This is a genomic window from Mediterranea sp. An20 (assembly GCF_002160055.1).
GTDB lineage: Bacteria > Bacteroidota > Bacteroidia > Bacteroidales > Bacteroidaceae > Bacteroides > Bacteroides avicola.
This window is the reverse complement of sequence record NZ_NFJV01000014.1, coordinates 1-16,938: the sequence shown is the minus strand read 5'-3', so window position 1 is coordinate 16,938 and position 16,938 is coordinate 1. Positions and strand designations below refer to the sequence as shown.

Below are 16,938 nucleotides of genomic sequence, written 5' to 3'. Positions count from 1 at the left end.
GAACGGGGCTGCTCTGTCTAAGCGGAGCAGCCCCGTTGTATTGGGTATCCGTGCCTGTAGGGTCTGGTCAGATGTAGTCTTCTCCCAATTTGATTTGGGCATCATTCACGTACTTGCGGATAGAGTGCTCTTCGTCTTTCTTGCAGATAAGAAGCACGTTGTCCGATTCGGCCACTAAGTAACCTTCCAGTCCGTCAATGACGGCCAGTTTTCCGTCTGGCAATGTGACTATATTGTTGTGGCAGTTGTAAAGCAGAGTCTGGCATTTCAGTACCACATTGTCGTTCTTGTCTTTGGGGGAGAGGTCGTAGAGAGAGCTCCACGTACCTAAATCAGACCAACCGAAATCTCCTAAGGATACATATACATTATCGGCTTTTTCCATGATGCCGAAATCGATGGATACGTTCGGGCAGGCAGGGAAATTCTCATCAATAAACCGCTGTTCTTCCGGAGTGCCGTAAACGTCTTTTCCCGGTGCCAGTTTGGCGCTTAACTCTGGCAGTAGCTCTTCGCCGGCTTTGATGATGGTGTTTACATTCCACATGAACAGTCCGGAATTCCAATAGAACTCGCCACTTTCTACAAATACCTTGGCCAATTCCAATTCCGGCTTTTCGGTAAATGTTTTGACCTTGTAGAAATTGTCGCCTACGGGTTCGTCAATCTGGATATAGCCATATCCCGTTTCCGGACGGTTGGGCTTGATGCCCAGTGTAAGCAGTTTCTCCGATTGCGCAACAAATTCCAGTCCCTTTTCAATGGCCGTCAGAAATTCTTCTTCTTTTAGAATCAGGTGGTCCGACGGAGCTACCACCACGTTTGCATTAGGATGTTTGGCGCGGATGTGATAAGAAGCCCAGGCGATGCAGGGAGCTGTATTCCGGCGCGTGGGTTCGAGCAATATTTGTTCGGGCAACAATTCGGGTAATTGCTCTCTGACCAAATCCGCATACATGGCATTGGTTACAATAAGTATGTTTTCTACGGGGATTATCTTCTTGAAACGGTCAAACGTTTGCTGCAACAGTGAGCGTCCTGTTCCGAAGAAATCCAGAAATTGTTTGGGGAGCGTCTTGCGGCTGACCGGCCAGAACCTGCTGCCTATTCCTCCGCCCATGATGACGCAAAAGTTGTCTTTATTGGCTGCCATAAGATGTTGTTTTAAAAGTTTCCGCTAATGTACGGCATATTTCTTTATGAACGAATTTTATAAGCCGTTTTCTGAAATTTTTCGCCTTTTTTAAAGAAAAGTATTGCAGATTCGGAAAAAAGCCGTATCTTTGCAGCGCAATTAAGAAAAACGAGTTGCCCAGATGGCGGAATCGGTAGACGCGCTGGTCTCAAACACCAGTGGATTCACTTCCATCCCGGTTCGACCCCGGGTCTGGGTACAGCAAGAAAAGCTAAGTATTTGACAAGTAAATACTTAGCTTTTTATTTGCTCGGTTTTTCCCCACATTTTCCCCACAGGTGCAAAATAAATGGCTGTGAATCGTTATTTTTTTGCTTCGCTACATAATATGAATACTATAGTTCGTTGTTTTATGTCCCTAAGTTTGTAGCAACGTCAATTAAACTTGTATTTATTAACACTTCACTTCTCAAATCAAAAAACTGCGTTATATAAAATTTTGCCCACCGTCAAGGTTTATATGATATTTTTCACGAAAAAAGAAAAGTGAAATCTTATTGTTAAGATTTTATTTTATATTTGCGCCGCTTAAAAGGAAAACAAATATATGTAGAACAAAAAACTACTTTTTATGGCAAACTTATCAAAAGAAGGCAATATTCAACATAAACTTGAATTTGCCGGGTTACTCATCACATTGGGTATTGTTTTTGGTGACATTGGAACATCGCCACTCTATGTTATGAAAGCCATCATTCATACTGGAGAAGCTCTTGATGAAAATTATGTTTTAGGCGCATTGTCTTGTATCATATGGACGCTTACTCTTCAGACTACGGTGAAATATGTGCTGGTGGCTCTCCGTGCCGACAATAACGGGGAGGGTGGCATACTTGCGCTTTATGCCCTTTTACGCCGCCACAGAAGAAGATGGATTTACATCATTGCCATTATCGGTGCGAGCACTTTGCTTGCTGATGGTATTATCACTCCAGCCATTACGGTCACAACTGCCATAGAAGGACTTGAAAGTATCAGTCCGCATCTGCCTGTGATTCCTATTACACTGACCATTATTACCATTATATTTTTCGTTCAGCGTTTTGGTACAGAAAATATAGGACGGTCATTTGGCATATTTATGCTACTTTGGTTCCTGCTTCTTGGAATCGCCGGAGCTATCAGTCTGACTTCCTATCCTCAAGTATTCAAGGCATTCAATCCTTACTATGCCATACGGTTATTAGTGGAATCCCCCCACTGGTTTCTGATATTGGGTGCCGTTTTCTTGTGTACCACTGGTGCAGAAGCCTTATACTCTGATTTAGGGCACTGTGGCAGACGAAATATTACGGTCAGTTGGATATTTGTAAAGGTGATGCTTATTCTAAATTATTTGGGGCAAGGAGCGTGGGTATTGCATCATCCGGAAAGTGCAGAAGGTACAGTGAACCCATTTTATTCAATCATGCCACAAGAAATACTGTTGTTTTCCATTGCAATGGCTACCGGGGCAGCTATTGTTGCAAGCCAAGCTCTAATAAGCGGTTCATTTTCCATATTGAGTGAAGCTATGAACTTGAATTTCTGGCCTCGTATGCGTATTAAGCACCCTACCAACGTAAAAGGTCAGTCATTTATTCCAATGGTAAACCTTGTAATGTATATTGGAGTAATATTTACTATATTGTTGTTTCGAGATTCCACCCACATGGAAGCCGCTTATGGACTTGCCATAACTATTACAATGTTGATGACAACATTGTTGTTGGGATTCTATTTGCATATGCATAACATTCCACGCATTCTATCAATACTGTTTGTCGGCGGATATTGTGTTATTGAAGGTATTTTCCTTGCTGCAAACCTGTCCAAATTTATGGTCGGAGGTTGGTTTACGCTGTTAATAGGTGGATTATTATGTTTTATCATGTTTGTATGGGTAAGTGCCAACAAAATTCGTCGAAAACATATGTCTTCCAAACGGTTAAGTGAATACTACAACATTATTTCTGATATTAAGGCGGACGAAAGCATATCCAAATATGCTTCTAATCTTGTCTATGTGAATCATGCAGACAAAGAAGGTTGTGTGGACGATAAATTGTTGTATTCCATAATCAATAAGCAACCTAAACGGGCAGATCATTATTGGCTTATTAACCTTGAATTTGTGGATACACCAGACACACTTGAATATAATTGTTCCACATTAATAAAAGGGACATTGTTTAGTATAACCATGCGTATAGGTTTTCGTATAGAACCGCGCGTGAGCCTTTATTTACGACAAGTAGTTGATGACCTTGTTGCGGATGGTGAAGTAGAACTAACAAGCTCTTATCCTTCATTGCATAAGAATGGCATACCGGGTGATTTTCGCTTTATTATTATCCACCGGATATATTATCCTGAAGATTCCCGTAACCGCCGACAAAATTTGCTGATGAGCCTTTATGCCTTAATTAGAAAGATAGGCATTGGAGAACCGAGTGCGTTGGGGCTTGACACATCGGTTGTTGTTGTCGAGCGTGTACCGTTAATTATAGCTAATAGGGCAAAACATATTCGTCGTATAGAGCGGATTAAGCCTGAAAAATGCGATAATGATGCTAATATAGTCTTGGAAGAACAGAATGTATCATAAGTGACTTGCTATAATTATCGTCTGCATTTACGGTTTAGTTCTGTCTTTTGTATATACATCCAAACTAACCTAAACCTATTCTTGTTGGCAGTAATAAACGTGCTGGCGAAAAGAGAAAGAATGGCTTTCCTTCTTTTCGCCAGTAGTGTTTTTTATTGCTAATAGTTTGCAGTTGAAATGAACTTCTTAATTTCCTCTTCAGTGGGAAGTTCTATCATATACTTTTGCACGAAAATATTCGGGTCTAATCCGGCGGTGGCATACTTTACCAACGTGTCGCCCTTCTCGGTGCAAAGCAGGATGCCGACAGGCGGATTATCGTCGGGCTGCATCACTTCCGCCTTGAAGTAGTTAAGGTATAGGTTCAGTTGCGAAGCGTACTCGTGGCGGAATTTGTCTATCTTCAATTCCACGATGACATGGCATTTCAAAATACGGTGGTAAAACACGAGGTCGGCAAAGAAATAATCCCCGTCTATCAGGATTCTCTTTTGGCGTGCTTCGAAGCAGAACCCATGCCCCATTTCCAACAGAAAGTGCTGCAGGTTGTCGAGAATGGATTGCTCCAAGTCGTTTTCCGTTACCAAAGTACGGTCGTTCAATCCCAAAAACTCCAACGTAACGGGCGTGTTAATAATGTCTTTGGGCTGTAATTGCATGGCTTGCCGCTGCACCAAGGCAGACAAGGTTTCCTTATTTTGGGATAATCCGCTGCGTTCGTAATAGAGGGAATTGATTTGCCGCTCCAATTCCTTTACTGACCAGCAGCCCCGAATGGCTTCCATTTCGTAGAAAGCACGTTTTACAGGGTTATCAATGGGTGAAATTACATTCAAATGGGTAGAGGATAGGCGGCTAAACAACTTTTCGGGTGGGGTAATCCATTTGTTTTGAGCCGATTGAATGTATTGAGAAGATTCGGCGGTTGGCGACCGCCGAATTGGGTCTGCAAATTCGGCGGACAGTGTGTGCCGAATTTCGCTTCCTGCCAATATGTATTGTGCGATAGGCTCTTTCAGTTGCGGATAAACGAGGTACAACCGCCGGAACTCACGAAACCTGCGCTCGTTCAGTCCTTTGACATTCAACCGCTGTTCCAGTTTCTTCAACAGTTGCTCGCCGTATGCGGCACGGTCTTCACCGTTTTGCTCAAACTCCACGATATAGCAGCCCATGAGCCAGTTGCGGGCAGTCAGAGCGAGGTTTACAGCGTGTGCGGCTTGCGCCTGCAACGTGCTTTGTATCGTGCTGATATGTTTTACTAATGCTTCAAAGTCCATAATTGCAAAGGTAAGTCTTTTATGGTTAAAACTTTAATTCCGGCAGGCTGTTTATCGCTTCCTCTTTCAATTTATCCACCGCACGGGTGTATTTCTCCGTATGTTTCAGTCCGCTATGCCCGAGCAGGCTGGCAACCGTCTTGATGTTCGCCCCATTGTTGAGGATATTCACGGCGAATGAGTGACGGGCGCAATGCCAGCTTATGTGCTTATCTATCCCGGCTCTTTTCACCCAACGCTTGACGGATTTGCAGCAACTTTCATACGAAGGCAGGTTGAAGATGAGAGCGTCTTTGTTACCGTCTGCCGGCGGTTCTCCCACAAGCGAAAGAAGCCCGTCATTGAGCGGAATAACCACACCGCTACTGGCGGAATGACCTTTGGTCTTGTTCTGCTCAAATTTTAGCAGCTTATTAGCGTAGTCGATATTCTTATAGGTAAGGTCTTTCACATCACAGAAGCGCAAGCCACAATACAGGCAAAAGATAAACGCACGCCTTACGTTGGGGTTCTCGTTGTCATAATGGCACGCAATCAACCGCTGGATTTCTTCCGGCGAAAGCACATCCTTGCGTAGTATCTGGCTATCCGCCTTGCAGGTAACGCCTTTGCACGGGTCTTTCAGCATCACATCGTGGTCAATCGCATAGTGTATAATCTTTTTGAAACGCTGGAAGATGCTTTTAGCCCCTTCGCCCACGCTCCGGGATTGCAGATAAGCTACGAACTGTTCCATCATGTCCTTCGTGATAAGTTCAGGCTTGATGCCGAACTCGTGCATCGGGTAATGCTCCTTCAAAAAGTCCTTGAAACGGCTTAAGGCGATTTGCACCATCCGAATGTCTTTCTTGGTGTAGTCATTGATATAGGCTTGAAAATAATCCAAGAAATTCACGTTCCGGTCTTTTTTCAGACGGTAGCCCAACATACTTTCCTTAAACTCCTGTTCACGTTCGGCACGTATTTTTACAGCAAGCTCCAGTGTTTCCTTGTTCTGCTGGCGTTCCGCAGGGGTACGTGGCTTCTCTATCAGATACAGGCTGAGGTTTTCTTTTCGCCTGTGATGCTTGATAGCGAACTTCGGCTTTCCCCGCATCTTACCGCTTTCATAATACACCTGATTACCGTTTTCATCCAATACAGGCTTTTCCTCTCTACCCCAATAATACTCCAGATACAAACTAATTCTGCCGTCTTATAAACTTCATTTTTGCGGAGGCGTGAAAGCAGCGTGAAGCCTCTATCTTTCACAGCAACACGTTAATCCACAACGGGTTATTCGCGCGTGAAGCCGTGAAGGCAGTTTGCAGTATCTTTTTTTTATGTAGTAGAAATCAGGTCGATTACGTCCAGCTGCTTTCACGCTATTCCTTTTGTATGTGTTTGTAAATAAGAGAATTGTTGTGAAAGAAACATTTCCTCCCTTACTTTCACATATCTTGGAAGAGAAACGGTCCGTTGCACCCTTTTCTCCGGCAATGGCAAAAGTGATGTTTCAAAAGTCACAGTTAGCGCGCTCAAAGTCACAGTTAGCCTGCTCAAAGTCACAGTTAGCGCGCTGGTTTGTCAAGTGCAATGTCATGATGCCTGCAATTGGTTTCTTGTTGCAGCGGTTCACTCTGCCCTGCTCATATATAAGCAGCCGGTTTCCTCCATATATGGCTCGTGGTGCTACCTTATTGGGAGTAAATGCCCGGTTCCTTCTTACGTGGTTTCAACCCAGTAACTGTTTGACTTTTCGGTTCATGGGCCTTTCAAAGTACTGGTAAGAGAGCAGGCTCAGCAGGATGATGAAGATAAACAGAATGGGTATCGATACGTACCAGGCTATCTTCATGTCGGCTGTTTTCTGCCATTCTGCATACGACAACAGCACGAAAAGGTGTATCAGGTAGAAACTGTAGCTGATTTCTCCGCCCTTTACCAGGAAGCGGTTGGACAAGAGGCGCGACAAGATGCCTTTTTGCAGGGAAAAGCTGAGAAGTACCAAGGATACCGGAAGCCAGTAGTAGCACGAATACCGGTAGACCTTAGGAACTTCTGAGGCATATAGGTAAAGAAACAGAAAAAAGACGACGGAAAGCACTTCCAGGATGCTGCCTTGCAGTAAGGTGATGTCTTTCGTCTGGAAGTATTCGTACAAGCGGAACAGCAGCATGCCTGCTATGAAGTCGGGAAGTCGGGTCAGCGGGTTGACGTACCAGTATCCTTTAATTGCGGCTTCCGGCGTGAAATACATGCCCGTTACCACGGTGGAGGCTGCAAAGGCGAAGAGGCACAGCAGGTGTTTGTAATTCTTGGCCAGCGGAACGAGAAACGCGAAGACCATCATGGCGAAGAACAGGCGCAGTGAGGTAAGGGGTGGTATCTGTGGGTTGTGCATGGTCTGAAAGAAGATTTCTGTGTGAATGTATCATGGTGACTACTGTGCGTCGCCTTACTTCCTGCTTCCGAACCGGTATCCCAATCCTAACATCAGGTTGTTGGGGTCCTTGAAGCGGGAGAGTTGGTAGCCTACGTGCAGAAACAGTCGGTCGGTCAGGTGGGTCTTCAGGGCTAGAATCTGGTAGAAAGCGTCGGTATCCGGACCTTGGCAGAGGATGTTGCGTCCGATGCCTAAGTTGATGGAGAAGATAGGCATCACGACTTCGGCGCGTACAGACAGGCCCACTGCGAACTGTTCGCTGAAAGGAGGGCGGTGGAAACGGATGTTCTCCGAGTCGAGCACACTGTTTTCGTTGGCTATGTGGCGGCCGATGTTGGCACTTTCATCGTATTGGGCGTCGAGCGATAGACCGGCGCGGAAATAGCGGGTGAAGTTGTACATTGGCGTGAAGTTAAGTCCGATGATGCCAAATGAGCCGGGCACCAGCACGGGTGAGTTGTTGTCTGGAAATACCCCCTTCTTGCGCGTGGCACCGTAGAGCACCACGTCGTAGCTTATGTAGGGCTTGAAGGCGGGGTAGGCCGCAGAGGAAACATGCGTGTCTTTACGCTCGTCTCCGTGTCCGAAGTAGCGGGTGAAACCAATGTTGGCGCCTATCGTATTGACACCTGCGTTGGGATAGTGAGTATTGCCGTTAGAGAAGTGTGTGAGGCCGATGCCGGCTTTCAGGCTGGTCTGCGGGTCGATGGCCCAGTTCAGGAAGAAGCCTAAGTTGATGTAGGCGTTGGCTTTGGAGCCTACTACCCGGTTCATGGGATTGTTGTCTTCATCAAACTTTTTCCAGCCGAACGAGGCGCCGAAATTCCATTCATAGTCCAGCGAGAGGTATCGGGTGAGGGAGGCGATGCGCGAAGTCTGGAAGACATATACCGCCACGGGGCTGCCCAGCTCCTTGTGGTTGAAGAAGGTGTTGTAGGCCACGCCGATGCCCTGTGTCGTGTGGGGATAAAGGTCGCCCAGGCGGGTGCCGGGAGCGAACTGGAATCCTAATTTCAGGTGGCCGGACAGGTTGGTACGGATGGGCTTCCCAGCTTGGTTGTTGCCTTTGAAGAATCCGTCGGTGGGAAAGGTGTAGGCAGGGCGGAAGTCTACGCCCAGCATGGGGATGAGGCGGCGTGTGAGGGTGGTGTCGCGTTCGGCGGCACGAAGCAGGGGGGTGCCGAGGCACACGAGGAGCAGCAGCAGGAGTGCGCTCCGGCGGTTCTGTTTATGGTTGTTCATCGGTAACGTCTTTTTTTAAAATCAGATAGTTTACGGGGCATTGGCTGTATAGCACGCCCGGAATCTCCAAGCGTTTGCCCGTGCGGGGATGGGAGGCATAGAGGGTGAAGGGCACGTGGTAGCAATCCATGTTGTTGAATACCGTGATGTGGATGTTCTTGCCTGCGTCGATAGATACTTCTACTTCCAGGTTTTTGTCTAAAGTCACGTCCACTTCCTGCTCGAAGGAGCCGAAGACGGCTTCCGTGTGGCCCATGACGGGTTTCCCGTCCTTCGTGTCGGGGATGGTGACGGAGCAGTCGCCTAAGCAGCGGGCTATCTGCTCCTGGTCCAGTTCGCTGTAGATGTTGGAGCCGTTGTTGGGGGCATAGAAGTTTACTTTGCGTTTGGAGAATTTATACGGGTAGCACGTCCAGCGGGCGGGTGAGGTACCTTCTTTGTTGAGCACAGTGAGGCTTTCTACTTCTTCTAACATGTAGTCGTAGAAGTCGAACTTACTCCAGTCGTAGACGATGCTGTCTATCTGGTATTTGCCGGTAGGGTTGAGGGTAACGGATATGGGCACCTGCTCGTATTCGTTGCCCACGTAGATGGTCCATTCCCACGGGCTGTCGTACAGGTTTTCGTAGAGGTGGAGCTTCAGACTGCGTCCGTCGCACTTCTCCATCCGGAAGTCTATGTAATCGCTCCGGCAGAAGATTTGATAATCCTTGCCGCCGTTTTCGAGGGGGAGTGTCAGGCCGTTTCCCTCTTCGTCGCAGATGAACGGGTAGGTTTCGAAGCCGATGCTTCCGATGCTCCACACGTCCCAGTTGTCTGCTTCAAAGGAGATGGTGGCTTCGCTGGCTTCCTCGGTCAGGCTGATAGGAGCAGGGGTTTCCGTCAGGAACTCGTCGATGAACACGTCGCTGTTGCAGCTCATGTTCACGGTCAGGGTTAAGGCGGTTAACAGGCATTTCAGCAGGTTTGAAGTCCTCATAGGTATGATTCGTTGTTTAATGTAGACAAAGGTAGATTATTTTTTTTATCGGCCAAAGCTTTTTATCGAATTTGCTGTGTTGTTTCGCTTTTGACAAATCGGGCCTCTGCAGGAAACCGTCGCGCGCTGAGGTTCGCTCCCTGGGTGGCTTGGGGCATATTGCGCTGATAATCAATTTGTCATTTCGTATGTATGACGAGACGGCTGCTTATCGCTTGGCAGTAGACTGCTTATTGCTTGGGTCTTGGGTGGAAAGGGCTTGCCAGCAGAGCAGTGTCATTCTGCAGGGGCGGGCTGATGGCGCTTTGCCGATTATTCATTACTTTTGCACCATTTCCGGATCTTGATTTCCAGCCGGAAGAAGCTTAATGCACGAAGAGCAATGAAACAGATGTTGAAAGAAAACCAAGGCATCCCGGCTTCCCTGCTGCTGACAATGGCTGTTGTCAGTGGTCTGACCGTGGCTAACCTTTATTACAACCAGCCCTTGCTGGAAGAGATGCGTGCCGACTTTGCCGCGGGCGAAGTAGAAGCCAACCTGATCACCGTCATTACGCAGGTGGGCTATGCCTGCGGCCTGTTGTTTATTGTACCCATGGCCGATATGTTTGCCCGGCGCAAGATTGTGGGAGTCAGCATGACGCTGGCAGCCGTTATGGCGGCACTTATCGCCGTGGCTCCTGCGCTTGGGGTGGTGCAGGTCGCGTCGCTGGTGCTGGGTGTCTGTTCGGTCATCCCGCAAGTCTTCATCCCCGTGGCCGGGCAATTCTCGAAGCCGGCAGACAAGTCGCGGAATATCGGCATCGTGCTTTCCGGTTTGCTGACCGGCATTTTGGGAGCCCGTGTGGTCAGCGGGTACGTGGGCGAGTGGATAGGCTGGCGGGGCATGTACGGGCTGGCGGCGGTGCTGATGGCCGTTTGTCTGGTGTTGTCGCTCCGTGTGCTTCCTCCTATGCCTGTCACTTTCCACGGTTCGTATGGTGGACTGATGAAGAGTGTCTGTAGGCTTTTCGTCACGCGTCCGCGGATGCGGCTTTATGCTGTGCGTGCGGCGTTTGCTTTCGGCAGCATGTTGTCCGTATGGTCTTGTCTGGCGTTTCATCTGGCAGGTGAGCCCTTTCATGCGGGCAGCGACAAGGTAGGGCTGCTGGGGCTTTGCGGTGTGATGGGGGCATTGGTGGCAAGCGGTACGGGCAAGTTCGTGCCAGTTCTGGGCATCCGTCGCATGTCGCTCTATGGCTCTGTGCTCCAGCTTCTCTCCTGGCTGATTGCCTATGTGTGGGGCAATACCTATGTGGGGTTGGTGCTGGCTATCCTCTTGCTGGACATCGGCATGCAATTGTTGCAGTTGAGCAACCAGAGCGGTTGCCTGCAGGAAGTGCCGCATGCTTCCAGTCGTGCCAACACCATCTTTATGACGCTTTACTTCATTGGCGGCAGTGTGGGCACGTTCTGTTCAGGGCTTGGTTGGGAGCATTTCGGCTGGGCGGGCGTGTGTAGCGTGGGAGCGGGTTTCGCGCTGGTGTCGATGCTTGTTTCGTGTGCGGACAGGCAGTAGGGGCGTGCTTTTCGGGCGTGTCTATACTTAAAGAGGCCGTGCCAGCAATGCTGACACAGCCTCTATCTCTCGCCTTACCTTGGCTTAGTCTTCTTCGTCTTGCTTTTCCTTCAGCGGGTTCCATCCCTGCGCTTTCAGTTCGAACTCTTGTCCGTCGCGCGTAATCAGGGCGCAGCCCAACTCCGGCTTGGTGATGTGTCCGATGAGCTTCACACCTTCCATGGCAGCCACTTTCTCGTGGTCGGCAATGGGCACGGTGAACAGAAGCTCATAGTCTTCGCCTCCATTCAGTGCACAGGTGGTCACGTTCATGTTCAGTTCTTCTGCCATTACAGCCGTCTGGTAGTCCAGCGGAATGTGTTCTTCGTAGACCCGGCAACCCACCTTGCTCTGTGTGCAGATGTGCAGGAGTTCGGAGGAAAGCCCGTCCGATATGTCCATCATGGCCGTGGGCTGTACGCCTGCTTGCCGCAGCCGTTCGATGATGTCGCGTCGTGCCTCCGGTTTCAGTTGCCTTTCCAGCAGGTATTCTTTGCCTGCAAAGTCGGGCTGGATGTCGCCGCCGCTGTCTTTCATAGCCAGTTTCTCACGCTCCAGCAGTTGCAGTCCCATGTAGGCAGCGCCTAAGTCGCCACTCACACAGATAAGGTCGGTCTCCTTTGCACCGTTGCGGTAGACGGCCTTGCCCCGTTCGACATCGCCGATACAAGTGATGCTGATGGTCAGTCCTGTATAAGACGAGGTAGTGTCGCCGCCCACGATGTCGACGCCATAGTCTTCACACGCCAGGCGGATGCCTGCATAGAGAGCTTCCATGTCTTCTACACTGAACCGCTTGGATACCCCCAGCGACACGGTGATTTGCCGCGGAGTGCCGTTCATGGCGTAGATGTCGGAGAAGTTGACCACGGCCGACTTGTAGCCTAAGTGTTTCATCGGCACGTAGGTCAGGTCGAAGTGCACGCCTTCCATGAGCAAGTCGGTGGTGACCAGCACTTCGCGGTCGGCGGGATAGGACAGTACGGCAGCATCGTCGCCAATTCCATAGCGGGTCGAAGCGTTTTTCAGTTCAATGCCCTCGGTCAGGTGGTGGATGAGGCCGAACTCACCGAGGGTAGCTATTTCTGTTCGCATAAATGTCTTTCCGTATTGCTTTTAGATTATTTAGGCGCGGTTAATCAGTTCGCGCATAATTTCTGTCATCTTAGGCTGGGCTGCATCGGCAGCTTTCTGCACTTCTTCGTGCGATACCTCTACAATCTTGCCTTCCACGCCCAGGTCGGTGATGACCGAGATGCCGAACACCTTGATGCCACAGTGATTGGCCACAATGACTTCGGGCACCGTCGACATGCCTACGGCGTCTCCGCCCAGGATGTGATACATGCGGTATTCGGCCGGTGTCTCAAACGTGGGACCTTGTGTGCCGACATACACGCCGTGCTGCACCTTAATGCCTTTCTCTTGAGCGATGGCGTCGGCTTTGCGGATGAGCTCTTTGTCGTAAGCCTCGCTCATGTCCGGGAAGCGTGGGCCGTAGGGAATGTTCCTGCCGCGCAGCGGATGTTCGGGGAAGAAGTTGATGTGGTCGGTGATAATCATCAGGTCGCCGATTTCAAAGTCGGGATTCATGCCGCCGGCAGCATTGGACACGAACAATGTCTTGATGCCCAGTTCGCGCATCACACGTACGGGGAAAGTAACCTGCTGCATGCTGTATCCTTCGTAGAAGTGGAATCGTCCCTGCATGGCAAGGATATCCTTATTGCCCAGCTTGCCGAAAATCAGCTTGCCGCAATGTCCCTCTACTGTCGATACAGGGAAGTAAGGAATGTCCTCGTACTTGATTTCATACTTGTCGGTGATTTCTTCGGCCAGGCTGCCCAAGCCTGTGCCCAGAATGATGGCAGTCTCAGGTTGTGTATGCATCTTTCCCTTCAGGAAAGCTGCGGTCTCTTGAATTCTTTCTAACATAGTCTGTGATAGCTTGGTTAAATATGGATTGTTGGTTTTGTAATATGCTTATTTCTATGGGTATCATATAGATGAAGGGCTTTAGCTTGGCTGACAGCAGCGGGTGGCTGCGCAGTCGTGCCGCATCTTTCTCGGTCGTGATGATAAACTTTCTCGGTCCTTCCAGTGTGGCAAAACGCTCTTCTATCTGCTGAAGGTCGCGTTTGCTGAAATCGTGGTGGTCACCAAAGAAAAGCGGTACTACCCGGGCTGCTTTCTGTCTCAGTTCGTCCAGAAGCGGAAGGGGGGCAGCTATACCGGTCAGCAGCAGTATGTGTTCGTTTCCTTCCAGGTATCTGGCCGGTTGCTTGTTGGTGCTGGGAAATACCGGTTGCAGATTGCCGTAGCGGAAGCCGGAGAAGAACAGTTTCTGGTACGGATATAGTTGCAGTTTTTTGGTGATGATGTTGAAGTCGATGGGTTTGATGTCTGCAGGACATTTCGTAACGATGACGATTTGTGCCCGCTGCTTGTTTTCTGCCGGTTCGCGCAGGCGTCCAGCCGGTAGCAGGGCGTCGTCGCACAGCAGGCGGTGGTAGTCCGTCAGCAGGATGTTCAGCCCGGCCTTTACACGGCGGTGCTGGTAGGCATCGTCCAGCAGTACGACATCTATGGGGGGATTGTTCAGCCGGAGCAGTTGGTGTATGCCATCCCTCCGGTCTTCGTCCACTGCTACGCGTATACCGGGAAATTTGGCCTTCATCTGGCAAGGCTCGTCGCCTATCTGTCGGGCATTGCTTTGTCCGTCGGCCAGGATGTAGCCTTTGGTCTTGCGTTTGTAGCCGCGGCTTAGGGTAGCGACGTTCAGTTTCTGTCGGGTGAGCAGGCGTATCAGATATTCGGTATGCGGTGTCTTGCCTGTGCCTCCCGCCACCAGGTTGCCGATGCAGATGACGGGTATGTCAAAACTCTCCGACCGGAGCCATCCCCAGTCGAAGAGTTTGTTGCGTAAGCCTACCCCTATCCCGTAGAGCCACGAGAAGGGGTAGAGCCAATAGGATATCTTGATAGGCTGCTCTGTCATTCGCGTCAGTGAATGTTGGGTTCGAAATATATCAGTGCTTGCAGAGGATCGCCTTGGCTTATCTGGTCGACGGCTTCAATTTGGCGGTAAAGTCTGCCGGCTTCTCCCTGTAGCAGGCTGGTCTTTATGTAATGGCCGGCATTGAAATCCATCAGTTGTTCCCAGGCGCTTTTCTTTGCCGGATAACTTATCAAGGTATAGGCATCTACGCCTGCCTTCCCGACAGCTATCTCGATGGCGCGGTCCAAGCCTCCCAGTTCGTCTACCAGTCCCAGTTCTTTGGCGCGTGTCCCGGTCCACACCCGTCCTTGTGCTATCTGGTCCACCGCTTCCTTGGTCATGCCCCTGCCTTCTGCGCAGCGGGTCAGGAAGAGGTCATAGCCGCGGTTCACATAGGCTTGCATCAGTTCCTTTTCGCTTTCGTTCATGCTGCGGTTGGGCATTCCGAAGTCGCCGTAAGCGTTGGTCTTCACGACATCAAAGTTCACGCCTATTTTCTGTAAGAGCTTGGAAGGGTTAGGCACCATGCCGAAGATGCCGATGGAGCCGGTCAGGGTGGTCGGTTCGGCCACGATGGTATCGGCGTTGCAGGCGATGTAGTATCCGCCTGATGCGGCATAATCGCCCATCGAGACAATGACGGGCTTTTCTTTTTTCAGCTCGCTGACTGCATGCCAGATCTGTTCCGACTCATAGGCGCTTCCCCCCGGTGAGTTTACGCGTAGTACCACGGCTTTGACGTCTTCATCTTCCTGCAGTTTGCGCAAGTCGCGGGTCACTTTCTCTCCGTCGATGCCTTCGCTTCCGGAGCCGGTCATGCCGTTGCCTATTTGTCCGCAGGCATAATATACGGCTACGATGTTGCCGCTCTTGTCTTTGGGGACATTCTTCTTGACATTACGCATGTCGTTCAGGTCCAGGGTGGGCAAATCATCGTCCTTCTCCAGTCCTGCCATCTGTTTCAGGTAGTCGGTGACATCCGTCTTGTAAATCAGCGTGTCGGCAAGGCCGGATGCTACGCATTCCTCGGCTGGTTGGAACAGCATCATGCGGTCGGCAGCCCGGTTCAGGTCGTCTGTTGATATTTGACGTGCAGATGATACCTCTGTGGTGAGGGTGCTCCACAGTGAAGTCAGGTAGTCAGTCACTTGCTCGCGGTTGGCATCGCTCATCTGGGTGCTGGTGTAGGGTTCTACGGCCGACTTGTAAGTGCCTACTTTGAACACCTGCATCTCTATGCCCACCTTGTCCAGCAGGTCTTTGAAGAATATGGGCGACGAGGCCAGGCCGCTCCAGTCCAGCATGCCTTGCGGGTTGAGCAGTATCTTGTCTGCTATGCTCGATATATAATATAGTCCTTGCGTATAGGTGTCTGCATAAGCCACGATGAATTTACCCGACGATTTGAAGTCGGCCAATGCATCGCGTATCTCCTTTAATGAGGCAAAGCCGTTGCTGGAGAGTGACGTTGCTTCGATGTAAATGCCCTTGATGTTTTCGTTTTCTTTGGCTTTGCGGATAGAAACCAGTATGTCGTCCAGTCCATAAGATTGGCTGTCGTCGCCCATTAAAAAGCTGAACGGGTCTTCTTGGCTCCGTTCGCTCAACGTGCCGTTCAGGTCGAGCTTAAAGATGGAGTTCTCTTTGACTTGCACTTCCGAGTCGGATGTGTACAGCATGCTGAATGTAATCAATATGCTGAGAAAAAACAGCACTACGCTCGACACGACAATGCCCACGATGGTGGCAAGCGTGAATTTCAGAAAATCTTTCATAACTTTTACGAGTTTTTTGTATGCCAGCTTTTTGAGCTAACAAAGATAAGTAATTCCATTGATATCTGCCCTATCTGTCGCTGTTTTTTTTGTTTTGTCACACCGAAGGGGCAATTTCTTCCTTTTTCTTTTGTCTGTTTCTGGCGTGGAAGGGCAGGCGGTAGATGTGGCTTGGGAGATGCTTGGGGAAGCAAACTGGTCGGTCGGCTGATTGTTGGCAGGCAACCTCTTTCTTGGAGTTCATTTCTCTTGGTATGTCTATGCAATGTGTTGATTGATAGATGGTTATTTCTTATATATAATCAACACGCTCCTTATACCTTAGGACGCTGTTTCTAATACTTTTCGCGTGTCTTTCTTTGGGCTTGGAAGGCGGTTTGTTTTGCCATGGTCTGCGGGCGATAAGTGGGGGCTGGGTGCAACTTCGCAGCCGGAATCAGGCAGATAACCTGTGTGATGTCGGCTGTATCAGGTGCATTGGCAGCCTTTTTCTCCCTTATATATTATATAATAATGTGTCCATCTTTCCCCCTTCCCGTTCTCCCGCCGGTTTCCTTGTCTTTGTAACTAACTCGTTATCAGTGTATTTATAAAATATTTTTATAATTTTCGGAAAAAACCTTTGTGAGTATTTGGTGTTTGTGGGAATAAGGTGTACTTTTGCACCCGCTTTCAGCAAGGGAGCGTCGCTGTTTGAAAGGTTTGTTTCGGTTTTCCGTTTTCCCCGGTTGTTTTTTTAGGAAAAAAACTTCGGGAAAAATTTGGAAGATATGCGAAAAAGTCCTTAACTTTGCAGTCGCTTTCGCTTCCTGACGGATGCGTAAAAGAGAGATCCTTGAAAGGTTTACATAAACAGAACA

At 49.3% G+C, this 16,938-nt stretch carries 12 protein-coding genes, 1 tRNA gene and 2 pseudogenes; 3 read left to right on the top strand and 12 right to left on the bottom strand.

The annotated features are described in order from the left end of the window. Positions 1-67: 67 nt before the first annotated feature. Positions 68-1,153, bottom strand: a complete 1,086-nt coding sequence (locus B5F34_RS09415) for a mannose-1-phosphate guanylyltransferase (protein ID WP_087337878.1) — start codon at positions 1,151-1,153, stop codon at positions 68-70. 157 nt (positions 1,154-1,310) lie between these two features. Between B5F34_RS09415 and B5F34_RS09410 the strand changes: the two genes are divergently transcribed. Continuing rightward, positions 1,311-1,394 (top strand) — tRNA-Leu (locus B5F34_RS09410). A 372-nt stretch (positions 1,395-1,766) separates the two neighbouring features. Then, a complete protein-coding gene (locus tag B5F34_RS09405) occupies positions 1,767-3,782 on the top strand; it encodes a KUP/HAK/KT family potassium transporter (protein ID WP_087337875.1) in 2,016 nt (671 codons plus the stop codon). 158 nt (positions 3,783-3,940) lie between these two features. Here the strand turns inward: B5F34_RS09405 and B5F34_RS09400 are convergent, their stop codons facing one another. From B5F34_RS09400 to B5F34_RS09380, 5 genes and pseudogenes are all read right to left on the bottom strand, one after another. Continuing rightward, positions 3,941-5,062, bottom strand: a complete 1,122-nt coding sequence (locus B5F34_RS09400) for a PDDEXK nuclease domain-containing protein (protein ID WP_087337873.1) — start codon at positions 5,060-5,062, stop codon at positions 3,941-3,943. Between the two features lie 25 nt (positions 5,063-5,087). Next, positions 5,088-6,257: pseudogene (locus B5F34_RS09395) on the bottom strand (site-specific integrase); the annotation flags it as partial. A gap of 519 nt (positions 6,258-6,776) precedes the next feature. Continuing rightward, positions 6,777-7,409: pseudogene (locus B5F34_RS09390) on the bottom strand (acyltransferase family protein); the annotation flags it as partial. A 90-nt stretch (positions 7,410-7,499) separates the two neighbouring features. Then, entirely contained in the window at positions 7,500-8,729 is a 1,230-nt protein-coding gene (locus B5F34_RS09385; protein ID WP_087337867.1) for an acyloxyacyl hydrolase, read from the bottom strand. Beyond that, positions 8,716-9,708, bottom strand: a complete 993-nt coding sequence (locus B5F34_RS09380; protein WP_087337864.1) for a hypothetical protein — start codon at positions 9,706-9,708, stop codon at positions 8,716-8,718. Before B5F34_RS09380 ends, B5F34_RS09385 begins: the two co-directional genes overlap by 14 nt. A gap of 382 nt (positions 9,709-10,090) precedes the next feature. Between B5F34_RS09380 and B5F34_RS09375 the strand changes: the two genes are divergently transcribed. Next, a complete protein-coding gene (locus B5F34_RS09375) occupies positions 10,091-11,266 on the top strand; it encodes an MFS transporter (RefSeq protein ID WP_087337860.1) in 1,176 nt (391 codons plus the stop codon). Between the two features lie 84 nt (positions 11,267-11,350). On the opposite strand, the gene thiL is transcribed toward B5F34_RS09375, so the two are convergent. From thiL to B5F34_RS17745, 6 genes are all read right to left on the bottom strand, one after another. After that, positions 11,351-12,400 carry a thiamine-phosphate kinase gene (thiL, locus tag B5F34_RS09370; RefSeq protein ID WP_087337856.1) on the bottom strand — a complete coding sequence of 350 codons (1,050 nt, stop codon included), beginning with the start codon at positions 12,398-12,400 and terminating at the stop codon, positions 11,351-11,353. Between the two features lie 30 nt (positions 12,401-12,430). After that, positions 12,431-13,240 (bottom strand): purine-nucleoside phosphorylase, encoded by an 810-nt coding sequence (locus B5F34_RS09365; RefSeq protein ID WP_087337853.1) that lies wholly within the window; start codon positions 13,238-13,240, stop codon positions 12,431-12,433. Beyond that, the gene (lpxK, locus tag B5F34_RS09360) at positions 13,179-14,303 is read right to left on the bottom strand and encodes a tetraacyldisaccharide 4'-kinase (protein ID WP_087337850.1); all 1,125 of its coding nucleotides are present in this window, start codon (positions 14,301-14,303) and stop codon (positions 13,179-13,181) included. Before lpxK ends, B5F34_RS09365 begins: the two co-directional genes overlap by 62 nt. Before the next feature lie 5 nt (positions 14,304-14,308). Next, on the bottom strand, positions 14,309-16,078 hold the full coding sequence (sppA, locus tag B5F34_RS09355; protein WP_087337847.1) for a signal peptide peptidase SppA: 1,770 nt from the start codon (positions 16,076-16,078) through the stop codon (positions 14,309-14,311). Between the two features lie 97 nt (positions 16,079-16,175). Further along, complete coding sequence (locus B5F34_RS17575) at positions 16,176-16,322, bottom strand: hypothetical protein (protein WP_162609312.1); 147 nt, start codon at positions 16,320-16,322, stop codon at positions 16,176-16,178. Positions 16,323-16,665: 343 nt separating this feature from the next. Beyond that, a partial coding sequence (locus tag B5F34_RS17745) for a hypothetical protein (protein WP_204245594.1) occupies positions 16,666-16,938 on the bottom strand: 273 nt, incomplete at its 5' end.

What these genes read in the sequence shown, in the direction of transcription:
- B5F34_RS09415 (WP_087337878.1), bottom strand. Translation starts at nt 1,153, where the DNA reads ATGGCAGCCAATAAAGACAACTTTTGCGTCATCATGGGCGGAGGAATA.
- B5F34_RS09405 (WP_087337875.1), top strand. Translation starts at nt 1,767, where the DNA reads ATGGCAAACTTATCAAAAGAAGGCAATATTCAACATAAACTTGAATTT.
- B5F34_RS09400 (WP_087337873.1), bottom strand. Translation starts at nt 5,062, where the DNA reads ATGGACTTTGAAGCATTAGTAAAACATATCAGCACGATACAAAGCACG.
- B5F34_RS09385 (WP_087337867.1), bottom strand. Translation starts at nt 8,729, where the DNA reads ATGAACAACCATAAACAGAACCGCCGGAGCGCACTCCTGCTGCTGCTC.
- B5F34_RS09380 (WP_087337864.1), bottom strand. Translation starts at nt 9,708, where the DNA reads ATGAGGACTTCAAACCTGCTGAAATGCCTGTTAACCGCCTTAACCCTG.
- B5F34_RS09375 (WP_087337860.1), top strand. Translation starts at nt 10,091, where the DNA reads ATGAAACAGATGTTGAAAGAAAACCAAGGCATCCCGGCTTCCCTGCTG.
- thiL (WP_087337856.1), bottom strand. Translation starts at nt 12,400, where the DNA reads ATGCGAACAGAAATAGCTACCCTCGGTGAGTTCGGCCTCATCCACCAC.
- B5F34_RS09365 (WP_087337853.1), bottom strand. Translation starts at nt 13,240, where the DNA reads ATGTTAGAAAGAATTCAAGAGACCGCAGCTTTCCTGAAGGGAAAGATG.
- lpxK (WP_087337850.1), bottom strand. Translation starts at nt 14,303, where the DNA reads ATGACAGAGCAGCCTATCAAGATATCCTATTGGCTCTACCCCTTCTCG.
- sppA (WP_087337847.1), bottom strand. Translation starts at nt 16,078, where the DNA reads ATGAAAGATTTTCTGAAATTCACGCTTGCCACCATCGTGGGCATTGTC.
- B5F34_RS17575 (WP_162609312.1), bottom strand. Translation starts at nt 16,322, where the DNA reads ATGAACTCCAAGAAAGAGGTTGCCTGCCAACAATCAGCCGACCGACCA.